The organism is Pseudomonas sp. GW821-FHT02B10 (assembly GCF_059421865.1).
The window spans coordinates 185,359-199,957 of record NZ_JBWKVU010000011.1 but is presented as its reverse complement, the minus strand read 5'-3'; the positions used below and the strand labels follow the sequence as shown (position 1 = coordinate 199,957).

Here is a 14,599-nt window from a genome sequence, read left to right as displayed (position 1 = left end):
AAAGCCCCTCAGGCTTGCAGCAGCGGGAACAGCGAAATCACCAGCAGCAACGCCATGCCGTAGTTGAACAGGCGTAGCCAGCGCGGATCGCGCAGGACATTGCGCAGCACGCTGCCGAACCCGGCCCAGACCCCGACGCTCGGGGCGTTGATCAAGGCAAACAGGCTGGCGATCACCACCACGTTGAAAAAGTAGCCCTGCAACGGCGTGTAGGTGCTGATGGCCCCCAGCGCCATGACCCAGGCCTTGGGGTTGACCCACTGGAACGCCGCGGCACCCCAGAACCCCAGCGGCCGGCCCTTGCCGTCGACTTCCTGGGACACCGGCCCGGAACGGGCGATGTTCCAGGCCAGGTACAGCAGATAGGCCGCACCGACGTAGCGCAGCACCTTGTACAGCACCGGGTAGGCCTCGAACACCGCGCCCAGGCCCAGGCCCACGGCCAGCACCAGCACCAGGAACCCCGAACTGATCCCGAGGATATGCGGCACCGTGCGGCGGAATCCGAAATTCACGCCCGAAGCCAGCAGCATAGTGTTGTTCGGTCCGGGGGTTACCGAGGTGACAAAGGCAAACAAGGCGAAAGCCAACAACAAGTCGATCGACAACGGCATACAGTCATCCTGAGAAGTACATGCTCCGAACAGAGCCCTGAGTCATTGTTTTCGCCCCGGCGATCGCCACGGGCGAGGCTTATCCACGCTTACAGCAAGGACCCGATGAAGCCCGCGGCGACCATCGCGTAGAACGCGCCGCAGACCAGGCCGAAAGCCTTGCGCGTGCGGACGAAAAACGGCTCCGCCGAACGCGCGGAAAAAGCCAGGGCATAAGCGCAGAAAATCACGAAACCAGCGACCGCACAGCTGCCCACCAGCACGAAGCTGGCCCAGGATGGCGCCGTGGCGCTGAGGCCGACGGTGGTCACGGTGAACCAGGTCAGGGCCGCCTTGGGGTTGGTCAGGTGGATGCCCAGCCCTTGCAGGTAGAACCCCAGCGTGCGGCTCTGTTTGGCCCGGGCGCGGTTGAGGTTGACCGTGCTCGAGCTCAGGGCACCGCGGATGGATTTGTAGGCCAGCCATAACAGGTAGCAGGCGCCGAGGATCTTCAGCCAGACCAGCACCTGGGTGTTGGACATCAGCAAGGCCGAGACGCCCGCGGCCGTCATCGCGCCCCAGCACAACGAACCGGAAATGACCCCGGCCGCCAGCGCCAACCCCGGGGTACGCCCGTAGCTGAGCGAGGTGTTGGCAATCGCCAGGTTACCCGGGCCAGGGCTGGCGGTTCCGATGACATAAACGGCCATAGCAGCACCAAAGCTCGATAAATCAAACATTTGACGGTCTCTCGTAGAAGTCGCGGGAGCAGGGTTTACCAACCGGGGATGCCGCCCCGCGCGGGCCGGCATCCCTCCTCGCTACTTGAAGCAGCGATGATCGGGTTCTTCGGCCCGGATCTTTTCCATCCAGGGTTTGAGTTCGGATTGCTTGTACAGCCGCTCGCCCCAGCGCTCGGGCGACACCGGCAGCGGACGGCCTTGCAGGATGTAGTCGGTCAACAGGTGGATGAACTGCTGCAGGCAATAGGCGCCGACATGCAGGCGCAGCGAAGACGCGGTTTCCGCCGGGGCGATGTTGAAACGCGCAACATGGATGATGTCGCCGCTGTCCACCGAGGGTGCCAGGTGATGGCAGGTCGAACCGTAGGTTTCGTCCTGGTAGTAGATCGCGTAGTGCTGGCTGCCCAGGCCACGGTACTTGGGCGGCGCCGGGTGCAGGTTGATTGCACCCTTGCGGGCCCGCTGATAGATGCTCGGCGGGAAGATGAAGTCGCCACGATAGGAAATGATCCAGTCGCCTTCCCAGTCTTCCAGGTGATACGGATAGGGGTCGCCCGGGTCCCAACAGAACACTTCCAGGTTGGAAAAAACCGTCTTGGCGAATTCAACGCCGTGATCGCACCAGTCCATGGTGCACACCGACAATAGAACTTTGTCCTTGCATGGTTCGATGGTCTGCATAGTCTTTTCCACTATTGGCTGTTGGTACATTTCGAAAACACCCCCGGTCCGCCCTCCCGCTAACCCTGCTGGCAGGCCTCGACCACCGCCGTGAAGCGCTCGACCATTTCGGCGATTTCCGCTTCGCTGGAGATGAACGGCGGCGCGAACAGCACGTGGTTACCGTGAACACCGTCGGCGGTTCCGCTGCCCGGATAAATCAGCAGCCCTTGTTCCAGCGCCTGCGCCTTGAGGCTCGCGGCGTAACGGCCGCCACCGTGATAGGGCTCGCGGGTATTCCGGTCCTGAACGAACTCCACGCCGACGAACAGCCCGCGCCCGCGCACATCGCCGACATGCTCGAAGCGCGCCAGGCACTCGCGCAGGCCGTGGCGCAGTTGCTCGCCGCGCAGGCGCACGGCCTGCAGCAGGTTCTCGTCCTCGATGACCCGCTGCACCTCCAGCGCAACGGCGCAGGCCAGCGGATGGTTGACGTGGGTCTGGCCGTTGCCCAGCACCCCGGAGTTGCCCGCCATGGCCTCATGCACCTGGCTGCTGACCAGCAACGCCGAGATCGGCTGGTAACCGGCTGCCAGGCCTTTGCCGACCGCGACCATGTCCGGCACGATGCCGTCGTCCTCGTAGGCAAAGAACCTGCCGGTGCGGCCCATGCCGGCCATCACCTCGTCGAGAATCAGCAGCACATCGTGGCGCTCGCACACCGCCTTGATCTTGCGGAAGTAACCCGGCACTGGCGGCACTGCGCCGTTGGTGGAGCCGACCACGGTCTCGGCGAAAAACGCCGCGACCCTGTCGCTGCCCAGTGCCCGGATTTTTTCGTCCAGCTCCAGCGCCAGACGCGTCCCGTACTGCTCGTCACTTTCATCGGTGCCCTGATGGCGATAGGCATAACAGGGCGAGACGAATTCGGCGGCCCCCAGCAACGGCTCGAATACCCCGCGACGCTGCAGGTTGCCGGATATCGACAAGGTCCCCAGGGTGCTGCCGTGGTAGCTCTGCTGCCGCGAGATAAAGATCGATTTGCCCGGCAGCCCGCGCTCGCACTGATACTGGTAGGCAATTTTCATCGCCAGCTCCATGACCTCGGAGCCGCCGGAGAGAAACTGCGCCTTGGCCAACCCGCCGGAGGCCCCCACCAGCAGGTCCGCCAACTCCTCGGCGGCAGCCGTGGTGAAGCTGCCGGCATGGGCCCAACTGAGCTTTTTCGCCTGCTGCTCGATGGCCGCGGCGATCCGTGGGTGTCCATGTCCCAGGCTGGAGACGGCCACCCCGCCGCACGTGTCGAGGTAGCGTTTGCCCGAGGCATCCTCAAGCCAGACCCCAACGCCATTGACGGCGAGAATCGGTGAGGCATTCAAGTTCTTGTAGATGACCGTTGACATGGATCCGAGCCCTTGCAGTTATGCGGCCTAACGGGTGTTTTCCGGGTGGTCCCACGCCGTCGAGCCTTGATGGAAACGCTGGCTGAAGCGCGAGGAATTGAATATCCGGCGCGCCCAGCCGATCGGTAGCAACACCACAGCGAACATCAACAACGAAAGCAACCTGAGCATGGCCTTGTCTCCTGAATAAAAAGTGAGTGAGCGATCAGTCCAGCGGGATCTCGTTGCGCCAGTCGACCTCTTCGACGAACTCCGGCTGGGTCGTGCGCTCGAGAATGAAGTTGCCCAGTACCAGCACATCCATCTCGGTGCGCATGAAGCAGGCGTAGGCTTCTTCCGGCTTGCACACGATCGGCTCGCCGCGCACGTTGAACGAGGTGTTGACCAGCACCGAGCAGCCGGTGCGCTTCTTGAAACTGCGCAGCAGATGGGTGAACGGCGCGTTGTTTTCTTCGGTCACTGTCTGCACCCGCGCCGACAGGTCGACGTGGGTCACCGCCGGCAGCTGCGAACGGATCGAGTTGATGCTGCCCAGGCCACGCTCAGGGCCGCCCGGCTTGCGCGATTCCTCGGTCTTGATCGAGTCGGTGACCTGCGAAACCATCAACATGTACGGGCTCTTCTCGCAGATGTCGAAGTAGACCTGGGCGTCCTCGTCCAGCACCGCCGGGGCAAAGGGCCGGAAGGATTCGCGGTACTTGATCTTCAGGTTCATGGTGCGCTGCATCTCGGGATTGCGTGGATCGCCGAGGATCGAGCGCGCGCCCAGGGCTCGCGGGCCGAACTCCATGCGTCCCTGGAACCAGCCGACCACGGCGCCATCGGCCAGGTGCCGCGCGGTTTCGTCATACAGCTCGGCACCCTCGAAGCGCCGATATGGATACTGGTTGGCGTCGAGAAACGCCTGGATCTCTTCATCGCCAAAGCCCGGCCCCAACAGGCTGCCGCTCATGGCGTCGAGCTTTTTGCTGCCCAGGTGCGGGCGCCCGGTGCGCTTGACCGAATAATCCATGGCCGCCCCCAGGGCACAACCGGCGTCGCCGGCCGCGGGCTGAATCCAGATCGCGTCGAAACGTCCGGAACGGCTGAGCACGCCGTTGGCCACGCAGTTGAGCGCCACGCCACCGGCCAGGCACAGGTTGCGGTAACCGGTCTGCCGCACGGCCGCGGTGGCCAGCCCCAGCACCACTTCCTCGGTCACCTGCTGTACCGAGGCCGCCAGGTCGCATTCGCGCTGGGTGATCGGGCTCTCCGGCTTGCGCACCGGACCGCCGAACAGCTCCTCGAACGCCTCGCCGACCATGCGCTCGCCACGCAGGTACTCGAAGTACTTCATGTTCAGGGTGAAGGAGCCGTCGGCGCGGATGTTGATCAGTTCCTTGCGGATCTTGTCGGCATAGATCGGCCGGCCGTAAGGTGCCAGGCCCATGAGCTTGTACTCGCCGGAGTCGACCTTGAAGCCGCAGTAATAGGTGAACGCCGAGTAGAACAGGCCGACCGAGTGCGGATAGGAAATCGAGTTCATCAGGTCGAGCTTGGAACCGTCACCCTTCCAGATCGTGGTCGAATGCCATTCGCCGATGCCGTCGATGCACAGCACCGCCGCCTGCTCGAACGGCGACGGGAAAAACGCCGCCGCGGCATGGGAACGGTGGTGCTGCGAGGCGATGGTGAGCGGACCGGTACCACGCCCCAGTTCCTCGAGCTTCTCGTCGATGAACTTGAGCACATTGAGCTTCCAGCGGATCCATTCCGGCATGGTGCTGATGAAGGTGCGCGCGCCGCTGATGCCGCCACTGGCGAAGGAGGAAATCATCCGCGAGAACTTTTCCTGCGGGTCTTCGTAGTAGACCACCGCGGTCAGCTCATCGAGGCCGATACCCTCGGCGTCCAGGCAGTACTTGATGGCATTGGCCGGAAACGCCGCGTCGTGCCGCACCCGCGTGAAGCGCTCTTCCTGGGCCGCCGCCACCGGCACCCCGTCCTTCACCAACGCTGCTGCGCTGTCGTGATAGAACGCCGAAATCCCTAATACGTAAGTAGCCATTTAAACGCTCATCCTCATAGCTTCATGCCAATCCATGGAAATTCCCTGTGTCTGTGCACAGTCCGTCATCCGTGCAACCAACTTGAGACCGGCAGGCTTTTTAATGCCGGAATCAACGACACCACCAACAACACACTCATTGAAATATTGAACAGCCGCAGCCGGTTCGGCTCGCTGAGAAAGCGCCGCAAATAACGTCCGAACAGCACCCAGACCATCGAGCAGGGCGAGCCGAAGAGAAAGAAGATCAAGGCGATCAGCAGGATCTGCGCACTGTAGGAACCGACCGGCGTGGTGTAGGCCAGGACCGCGCCCACCGCCATGATCCAGGCCTTGGGGTTGACCCACTGGAACAGCGCGGCGCCGGTGAAGCCCAGCGGGCGCCCACCCTGGTCATCGAGATCGACTGTGGGCGCGGTGGCGATCCGGTAGGCCAGGTACAGCATGTACAGGGCACCGACCACCTGCAGGATGTCGTGCAGGCTGGGATAACGATGGAATACCGCGCCGGCGCCGAGTCCCACCGCGATCAGCATCAGCGGAAAGCCGATGTTGATGCCCGCAACGTGGCGCAGGGTGCGGCTGATGCCGAAGTTGACCCCGGAGGACATCAGCATCACGTTGTTCGGCCCCGGCGTCACGCAGGTGGAAATCGCGAACAGGATGACGGCGTAGTAGTCCAGATTCTGCATGCCCCAGGCTCCGCTCAACGATAGTCTTCAAGGGTGCCGCGGCGACGAATGTCGACCGACACGCAATGGAAGCCGCCACTGAGGCTGCGGGCATGGCGCATTTTCAGCGGCGCCACATCGATACCGTGTTTCTCCAGGGCGCGAATCAGCGGCACCTGCTGGTCGTTGATCACCGCCAGGGCCGGGTTGACCATGATGAAGTTCATGCCCTGCCAGATCGATGCACGCGGGTAGGACCAGCAATAGCCGGTGTCGACCATTTCCGGTGCCCAGATGATGTCCCAGTTCTTGAACAGCGCCGGTACCTGGTCCTTGCGGATCCGCTCCGGACACAGCACCACCAGCCCCGGGCGAACCACGGTGATGGTGGTATCCAGGTGCGTGCCGTCGTACACGCCGCTCACCGGGTGCACCCGGTAACGCTCGCCCAGCACCCGCTGCAACCACTGGCAGCCCAGTTCGTTGCCGCTGCGGGAAACCAGATAGAGGATGTCCTCGCCGATGCGGATTACGTTGGCGGCGTCGAAGATCGGCTCGTCATTGGCAATGATCGAGCCGTCCTTGGGGTTGATCCGGTAGGTGCTGTCCAGCAGCTGCGGCTTGGGCGCGGAGATCCAGTTGGAGCCGCTGGCAAAGTATTCGGCCAGGTGCCGGCGATAGGCGAACGGCTCCAGGTAACGGCTGCGCAACGCCATCGGCGCCTCGATGATGGTCTGGCCGATGGGCAGCAGCACATCCCGTGGGCAATAGTTGTATTCGCCGTCGGTTTTCCAGGCTGGGGTGCCGAATACCGCGCGATGATCAGTGACGTCCGGGCGCCGCACTATGACCCCGTGGGAACGCAGAAAGGCGGCAAAGGCGTCCAGGTCCTCGCTGGCCTCCTCGATGACCTGCTGCGGATAGGGGCCGGATGGAATCTCCTCGATGTAATCGTGCTGCTCGCTGTAGTCCAGGGCGAACAGCCCGCGATCAGGTCGCGGCACCTGTGCGCCCTGGGCGACGCCGACGATCATTTCTTCCAGCGGATCCCACTCGTTGTGCACATTGACCAGAGACATGGACACTCCTTGATGTTCAGGCCGTTACGCCAACCGGCGCGGCAGGGACAATAGGTTCGTGATGGAACAGCGCCTGGTCCTCGCCCCGCGTCTTGCTCCGGGGCAGCACTGCACCCGCGGAGCCGATACCCAGGCGCCGCAACCAGGACGTCAGGCGGTCCGGCTGCGGTGCCAGGGACTCGTAGCCGACGCGGACCCGCTGCCAGTGCTCTGCCAGTTCCGCCGGCTTCGAGGCGGCGACCTGGCGCATGTAGGCGTCGATGGCGTCCACCGCCCAGGCCGAATGCCCGGTGGAGACGTTATCGATGGTGTTGTGCAGGTCGACGAACGCGGTGCTGAAGCCGTAGTGCCTGAGGAAGCGCCGGGCCGAGCGATAGCTGCCGCCCACCCCCGACAGCTCCATCGCCAGGTTCATGCCGAGGATTTCCGGCATGAAGGTCACCGGCAACTTGCCCAGGCACAGCCAGTAGACCGGCAAGCGGAACGACGCCTCGCGCAGCCGCTCATCCTCGGCGAACTCGCGGGCACCGGTAGGCGCCAGCTCCAGGCCCATCTGGCGCAGGCCGTCGCGGTAGATTTTCGGATGGTTCAACGCATAGGAGCCGTTACCCAGCTCATCCCAATAGGTCTGGAACAGCGCGTAACCGACATGGGACGAGGCCAGCGTCAGGTCGGTGAAACCCTGGAGCCAGGCGCCGTCGATCAGGGTCAGCGGTGCCAGTTGCAGGGTGGAGTCGACGATTTCTTCGCGCGACGGCATGGCCGCCGGGTCGCTTTCTTCGAACTCCTGGCCGTGGCGGTCGTGCTTGTCCAGCAACCATTCGCGCAAGACGCCGACATTCCAGGCTTCAGGCAAAGTGCGTTCGGAGCTTTGCAGCGAGCGCCGCGACTGTTCCAGCCAACGAGTCACATAAGCCTGGGCAAAAGCCTGGGTGCGCGGCGCCAGCGCCCTGCCCTGCAAGACGAAATAGGCCTCGCGCAAGCTCTTGGGCCACTGGCCCTGCTCTGCAATGTTCTCGCCCAGTACCTGCCGAACCACTGCATTGCAAGGGGTTGGCGCTGGTGCTTCGGTAGCTTCCGCACGCTGGATCGGGCCGGACAGGCCATCGATCCACTTGCGGATGACGCTCAGGTCAGCCTCGCTGAAAATCCGGAACATGCGCCCGTTCGGCGCGACCAGTGTATTGACCAGCAGGCTCTTCTCGGCATTGCCCGGCACGATCAGGCGGCTGCGCGAAAGCATTTCCAGCAGCGGCACGGGGTCGACCTGGGCCTCACGCAGCCACTGCGCCAGGCTGCGGCCTTCCATCTTGTAATCCTGGTGATAGACCGCGCCGGCCCGGGCCATGCGCTGGATCATCTTGCCCATCAGGCGCTCGGGCGATACCGCGGCCCGGCAGTGCGCCAGCAATCGTTCGTTGAAGGTTTTCAGGGCCGCGAACAACCATTGGGCGCCCGCCTCCAGTTGCAGGCGGCGAAGGCTGCCCTGGCTGGCGACCTGCTCGCAGACCCATTGGGAGATTTCCAGCGCCGAACTGTCGCCCGCGGTTTCATCCAGCTGGTTCAGGTCGAGCCGGCGAACGTCCAGCTGCTGCGCATCCAGCACCGACCACCATGGGCTCAGCCCCAGGGCACGCCAGGCATAATCGATGCCGCACAGGGTGTCGCCAAAGGCATCGCTGCGGCGGCTGACCGCTTGCAGCAATGCAGGTAATTCGAACAGTTCGTCAGGCAGGTCGGGGAGCGTGGAAAGTTCGAACGGCGAAACCGCATAGGCGGTCAGCCCCGACTGTACCAATAGCGATTTGAAGTGATCGGCGCGCGATGCCAGCGGCCGCCCGACGCCCACGTCGTGGGCCAGCAGCTCCATGAGCTTGAGCTGCGCGCTGTCCTCAAAGACACCGGGGGCGCTCATGCCTTGCAACCAGCAGCCCAATACCGAGGCCAGTGGCGCCGAGTGCGCCAGCAGCGCCTCGGCGAATTCCCGTTGGTTGCCCAGCTCCGCGGCCTGGCTGGCCAGTTCGCGGTAAGCCCGGGCCTGCTCGTCACGCCAGTGCTCGATCTGTACCCGCAACCCGGCCAGGCCACCCGCACCGGCTTCACCCGGTGCGGCCAGGCCCATCAGGCGCCGAATACTGACATCCCCCAGAAAGCTCTCGGGATTGCTGACTGATCGATAAAACTGGCGCCACATACTGTTTACTTCCCTTCCAGGTTGGAGACCAAGGCAATCCATTGCCGGCCCTCAGTCATCGGCAAGCAATGACGTCGGGTGTCGAGATCAGAACATCGGGTAGATCGAAGAGTCCGGCTTCTTCTTTTTCTTCTTGCCGAACAGGCGTTGGAACAAGCTCTTGATGTAACTCATGGCAGACTCCTTTAAAGAACATCGAGGATGATTTTCGAGACGAAATCGTTCCCCTGGTCGGTGAAGTGAATACGGTCGACGAACAACCACTGTTCAGGCCGCAGGGCCTCGGACAGCAGCGGTGTAATGTTCACGAAACGCACGCCCATCTTCTGTGCGCCTTCGCGCAGGCGGGCGGCATAGGCCTCGCAGACGCTGGGCTGCAGGATGTCGCCATAGACCTCGCTGAAACTGCCGGCGCGATCCAGCTCGGCGAACAGCTGTTCTTCCTCGTCGCAACCCTTTTCCCGGACCCAGCCGGCCAGCGGTTGCAGAATGAAGGTCAGCTTGGCGCCCATGTCGGCCGCCAGTGCGCGCCAGGTATCCAGGTGACGCAAGGTCAGGTCGGCGGCGTAGTCGATCTGCTCTTCCATGGTCGGTGGCGGCTCGGGCGTCGGCTCTTCCTGTTCCTTGCCGAGCAAGGCGCGGAACATGCCGCGCTTGGGGGCCTGAGTCTCCGGACGCATGGCGTCGAAGAACTGATTGCAGTTGAAGAAAGCACCGTGTTCGCCACGGCTGCTGTGTGGCTGGCGTGCCAGCCCCAGATTGTTGAACCCGGAAAACAGCACGATCTCGTCGACCTTGGGCAGCAAATGACGATAAAGGGTGAAAAGCGTCAGTTCCTGGGTCGAGTTGAAGCTGCGTCCGCCGAAGTTGATCCAGGGTTTGCTGTCCGGATCGTTCTCGGCCAGGCGCGAAGGCAGTGTCCAGGCATCCGAGCTGGCACCGATGCCAAACACGGTCGAGCTGCCGGCCAGCACCCGCACGCTCTTGGCGTGACGGCTGTTGACCACCGAATACTGTATGCCCAGCAACTCCGAATAGCGGAAGCCCGAGGCATCTGTATTGACCACCTCCGAACGGTGGTCGGTAGGATGGAAGTACATCAAATAAGGCAGCCAGCGAACCTCACCACCGTCGGTGAATTTCTGCTCGTACTCAGCCATCTGCGGAGTCAGTTTGATCCTTGCCGTCATTACCCTGCTCTTCCTTGAGAAGTCATCGTCTAAAGTAGCCTGAGGGGGAAGCCCGTTCGGGGGGACTCTGAATTGCGCCGCAACTGTATTTAAGAACAACCAGTACAGTGCGATGCGGGCCATCTTCCCAAAGGCAACCACTGTCTTATAGGTACACGCCGGATGATTTTTCTCAGTACAGATTGCCTTTTCGCCCTGAAAAATTTTCAAAAAAAGTGAAATCTGTAACTTTTTATACGACAGATGAGTCGCTACAGTCCCCCGCATGACTCGATACCTGAATCTCGCCGAATACATCAGCAGCCGCATTGAGCAGGGGTTATACGGGCCGGGGGAGCGTCTGCCTTCGGTGCGGGCCCTGAGCCTCGAGCACGGCGTCAGCCTCACCACCGTGCAACAGGCCTATCGGGTTCTGGAAAGCTCGGGACTGGCTATCCCCAAGCCCAAGTCGGGCTATTTCGTTCCGGCCGGCCGGCGCTTGCCGGAGTTGCCGAAGATGGGACGGCCGTCGTTGCGGCCTGTGGATATTTCCCAGTGGGACCTGGTGCAGGAGCTGATGCGCCAGGAGCAGAACGCCAACGCCATTCAACTGGGTTGCGGCATGCCCGACACCACGGCGCCGACCCTCAAGCCGCTGCTGACCGCCCTGGCGCGGATCAGCCGGCGCAGCGACAGCCCTAGCCTGCAATACAACCACCTGCAAGGTGTGCTGAGCCTGCGCGAGCAGATTGCCCGCCTCGGCGTCGATTCCGGTTGCCGCCTGACGCCTGCGGAAATCGTCGTCACCAGCGGCTGCCAGGAAGCCCTGTCCATCGCCATCCGCGCCCTGTGCGAACCCGGCGACATCGTGGCCATCGCCTCCCCCTGCTTCCACGGCATCATCCAGCTGCTCAAGGCCGCCGGCCTCAAAGCCCTGGAGATTCCCACCGACCCGGTCACCGGTATCAGCCTGGAAGCCATGGAAATGGCCCTGGAACAATGGCCGATCAAGGCCATCCAGCTCACGCCCAATTGCAACAACCCGCTGGGCTACATCATGCCGGACGATCGCAAGCGCGCGATGATCCGCCTGGCCCAGCGCTACGACGTGCCGATCATCGAAGACGATATCTATGGCGACCTGGCGTTCCGCTACCCGCGGCCGCGCACCCTGAAGTCATTCGATGACGACGGGCGCGTGCTGCTGTGCAGTTCGTTCTCGAAAACCCTGGCGCCAGGACTGAGGATCGGCTGGATCGCCCCGGGACGTTACCTGCCGCAAGTGCTGCACATGAAATACGTCGGCTCCGGCACCACCGCTACCCAGCCGCAGCTGGCGGTGGCCGAATTCATTGCCAAGGGGCACTATCTGCCGCACCTGCGGCGGATGCGCAAACAGTACCAACGCCATCGCGACCTGATGACCGAGTGGGTCAGCCGCTATCTGCCGGAAGGCACCCGGGTCAGCAAACCCCAGGGCGGGTTCACCTTGTGGGTGGAGCTGCCGGACGAGTTCGACACCTACACCCTGAACCGGCTGCTGGAAGCCGAGGACATCCAGATCGCCAACGGCAATATCTTTTCCGCGGCCGGCAAGTACCGCAATTGCCTCAGGCTGAACTTTGCCGGCGTGCCCAACCGCAAGATCGAACAGGCGATCAACAAGATCGGCCTGGCGGTCGCGCAACTGCTCCCCGCCTGACCCCCCTCGCACCTGCCCCTCGCCACCGCGACGAGGGGCATCAGCGAATCAGGCCCTGGCCGCGCGCCACAGCTTGCCACCCAGCGAAACTACGACCAGTACCGCGGCGCCAGCGATGATACCGGCCACGGCATTGAGCAGCGTCGGCATGATCAGCGAAAACCCGCCAACCGCCTCGGCCGTGTGCGCGGTGACAGTCTCGATCCAGTGATGCGCCGCCGGCACGCCATGGGTCAGGATGCCACCACCGACCATGAACATGGCCGCGGTGCCGATCACCGAGAGGCTTTTCATCATGTAGGGCGCCGCGCGCAGGATCGCGCCACCGATGCTTTTCGCCACCTGGCCCGGCTTCTGCGTCAGCCACAGACCGAGGTCGTCGAGCTTGACGATGCCGCCCACCAGGCCATACACGCCGACGGTCATGACGATGGCGATGCCCGAAAGCACCACCACCTGCTGCATCAACGGCGCGTCGGCGACGGTGCCCAGGGTAATGGCGATGATCTCGGCCGAGAGAATGAAGTCGGTGCGGATCGCGCCCTTGATCTTGGTCTTCTCGAAGGCCACCAGATCGGTGGCCGGGTCCGCGACGGCTTCGATCAGTTGCTGGTGCTCGGCCTGATCCTCGGCCTTGCTGTGGAGAAACTTGTGGGCGAGCTTTTCAAAGCCCTCGAAGCACAGATAGGCGCCGCCGAGCATCAGCAGCGGTATCACCAGCCAGGGCGCGAAGGCACTGATGGCCAGCGCCGCGGGCACCAGGATCAGCTTGTTCAGGAACGAGCCTTTGGCCACCGCCCAGACCACCGGCAACTCACGCTCGGCGCGCACCCCGGAAACCTGCTGGGCATTGAGCGCGAGGTCGTCCCCCAGCACCCCGGCGGTCTTCTTCGCCGCCATCTTGGTCATCAGCGCCACGTCGTCGAGTACCGCGGCAATATCGTCGATCAGCACCAGCAAACTGCTTCCGGCCATGGATCAGGGCTCCTTGAGGTGATAAATGCTGCGAAGCATAACGCGCAACGAGGGCCGCCGGGGCATTCTTGAGCCTCGCGCAAGGCCGGTGCTACCATGCGCAACCGCCCGAACAGGCAAGGAATCACCTGGTTTATGAGCACCATCCGCGAGCGCAACAAAGAACTGATCCTGCGTGCCGCCAGTGAAGAGTTTGCCGACAAAGGCTTCGCTGCGACCAAAACCAGCGATATCGCGGCCAAGGCAGGATTGCCCAAACCCAACGTCTACTACTACTTCAAATCCAAGGAAAACCTCTACCGCGAGGTCCTGGAAAGCATCATCGAGCCGATCCTCCAGGCTTCGACCCCGTTCAACGCCGACGGTGTGCCCAGTGAAGTGCTGAGCGGCTACATCCGCTCGAAGATCCGCATCTCCCGCGACCTGCCCTTCGCCTCCAAGGTGTTCGCCAGCGAGATCATGCACGGCGCTCCGCACCTGAGCCCGGATCAGGTCGAACAGCTCAACGCCCAGGCCAAGCACAATATCGATTGCATCCAGACCTGGATCGATCGTGGCCAGATCGCGCCCATCGACCCGCACCACCTGATGTTCAGCATCTGGGCCGCGACCCAGACCTACGCCGACTTCGACTGGCAGATCTCGGTGGTAACCGGCAAGGCCAAGCTGGACGAGTCCGATTACGAAGCCGCCGCCCAGACCATCATCCGCCTGGTGCTCAAGGGCTGCGAAACGGACAAGTAAGCCAGCCCCTGTAGCCGCTGCCGCAGGCTGCGATAAGGCCGAAGGCCTTCAGCGATCTTCAGATCTTGCGCACACGTTGTGTGCGATCGCAGCCTGCGGCAGCGGCTACACGGCTACAGATCAGGCGCTCACGCCCGCATCCGCCTGCAAGCCCTGCGCCTCGATGGCGCTGATCGCGCATTGCTCGTCGATGTCCGAGGTGTCGCCGCTGATGCCGATCGCCCCCACCACCGCCCCCTGCTGATCACGAATCAATACCCCACCCGGTGCCGGCACCACGCTGCCCTGCCCCAGGCTGTTGAGCGCGGCAATGAACGCCGGCCGCTGCTGCGCATCCAGCGCCAGCAGGCGCGAGCCCTTGCCCAGGGCGATCGCGCCCCAGGCCTTGCCGATGGCGATCTGTGGCCGCAGCAGGCTGGCCCCGTCTTCGCGCTGCAAGGTCACCAGATGCCCGCCGGCGTCGAGTACCGCAATGGTCAAGGGTGCCGCGCTGATCTCGCGGCCGAAGGCCAGGGCCTTGCCGGCCAGGCTGACTGCAACGTTCAAGGTTAAAGCGCTCATGGGTGCCGTCCTTATTTTGTTATTGGGAAAAATCTGGGTGTTCCGATAAGAAGATCGA

The 14,599-nt window shown here is 63.1% G+C and carries 14 protein-coding genes; 2 read left to right on the top strand and 12 right to left on the bottom strand.

Annotated elements, in window-relative coordinates; genetic code table 11:
* Window positions 1-8: 8 nt before the first annotated feature.
* From AC07VU_RS22660 to AC07VU_RS22615, 10 genes are all read right to left on the bottom strand, one after another.
* A complete protein-coding gene (locus AC07VU_RS22660) occupies window positions 9-614 on the bottom strand; it encodes a LysE family translocator (RefSeq protein ID WP_009042782.1) in 606 nt (201 codons plus the stop codon).
* A gap of 89 nt (window positions 615-703) precedes the next feature.
* Window positions 704-1,333, bottom strand: coding sequence for a LysE family translocator (locus tag AC07VU_RS22655; RefSeq protein ID WP_150049713.1), 630 nt, complete (start codon window positions 1,331-1,333; stop codon window positions 704-706).
* A gap of 81 nt (window positions 1,334-1,414) precedes the next feature.
* On the bottom strand, window positions 1,415-2,017 hold the full coding sequence (locus AC07VU_RS22650) for a formyltransferase family protein (protein ID WP_007931465.1): 603 nt from the start codon (window positions 2,015-2,017) through the stop codon (window positions 1,415-1,417).
* Window positions 2,018-2,076: 59 nt separating this feature from the next.
* On the bottom strand, window positions 2,077-3,399 hold the full coding sequence (locus AC07VU_RS22645) for an aspartate aminotransferase family protein (protein WP_495030511.1): 1,323 nt from the start codon (window positions 3,397-3,399) through the stop codon (window positions 2,077-2,079).
* Between the two features lie 27 nt (window positions 3,400-3,426).
* A complete protein-coding gene (locus AC07VU_RS22640) occupies window positions 3,427-3,570 on the bottom strand; it encodes a hypothetical protein (RefSeq protein ID WP_007931463.1) in 144 nt (47 codons plus the stop codon).
* Between the two features lie 34 nt (window positions 3,571-3,604).
* Window positions 3,605-5,446 (bottom strand): carbamoyltransferase family protein, encoded by a 1,842-nt coding sequence (locus AC07VU_RS22635; RefSeq protein WP_007931462.1) that lies wholly within the window; start codon window positions 5,444-5,446, stop codon window positions 3,605-3,607.
* Window positions 5,447-5,511: 65 nt separating this feature from the next.
* Window positions 5,512-6,138: a LysE family translocator gene (locus AC07VU_RS22630; RefSeq protein WP_007931461.1), complete on the bottom strand. Its 627-nt coding sequence runs from the start codon at window positions 6,136-6,138 to the stop codon at window positions 5,512-5,514.
* Window positions 6,139-6,152: 14 nt separating this feature from the next.
* Window positions 6,153-7,196: an inosamine-phosphate amidinotransferase gene (locus AC07VU_RS22625; RefSeq protein ID WP_007931460.1), complete on the bottom strand. Its 1,044-nt coding sequence runs from the start codon at window positions 7,194-7,196 to the stop codon at window positions 6,153-6,155.
* A gap of 16 nt (window positions 7,197-7,212) precedes the next feature.
* A complete protein-coding gene (locus AC07VU_RS22620) occupies window positions 7,213-9,390 on the bottom strand; it encodes an iron-containing redox enzyme family protein (protein WP_495030510.1) in 2,178 nt (725 codons plus the stop codon).
* A 185-nt stretch (window positions 9,391-9,575) separates the two neighbouring features.
* Window positions 9,576-10,580 carry an SGNH/GDSL hydrolase family protein gene (locus tag AC07VU_RS22615; RefSeq protein WP_007931458.1) on the bottom strand — a complete coding sequence of 335 codons (1,005 nt, stop codon included), beginning with the start codon at window positions 10,578-10,580 and terminating at the stop codon, window positions 9,576-9,578.
* Between the two features lie 265 nt (window positions 10,581-10,845).
* Here AC07VU_RS22615 and AC07VU_RS22610 point away from each other — a divergent pair, with 265 nt between their 5' ends.
* Window positions 10,846-12,261, top strand: coding sequence for an aminotransferase-like domain-containing protein (locus AC07VU_RS22610; protein ID WP_007931457.1), 1,416 nt, complete (start codon window positions 10,846-10,848; stop codon window positions 12,259-12,261).
* 48 nt (window positions 12,262-12,309) lie between these two features.
* On the opposite strand, the gene AC07VU_RS22605 is transcribed toward AC07VU_RS22610, so the two are convergent.
* Entirely contained in the window at window positions 12,310-13,236 is a 927-nt protein-coding gene (locus AC07VU_RS22605) for a DUF808 domain-containing protein (protein ID WP_101337188.1), read from the bottom strand.
* A 135-nt stretch (window positions 13,237-13,371) separates the two neighbouring features.
* On the opposite strand from AC07VU_RS22605, the gene AC07VU_RS22600 reads away from it, so the two are divergent.
* Entirely contained in the window at window positions 13,372-13,980 is a 609-nt protein-coding gene (locus tag AC07VU_RS22600) for a TetR/AcrR family transcriptional regulator (RefSeq protein ID WP_007931453.1), read from the top strand.
* Between the two features lie 120 nt (window positions 13,981-14,100).
* Here the strand turns inward: AC07VU_RS22600 and AC07VU_RS22595 are convergent, their stop codons facing one another.
* Entirely contained in the window at window positions 14,101-14,541 is a 441-nt protein-coding gene (locus tag AC07VU_RS22595) for a GlcG/HbpS family heme-binding protein (protein ID WP_007922100.1), read from the bottom strand.
* Window positions 14,542-14,599 lie beyond the last annotated feature (58 nt).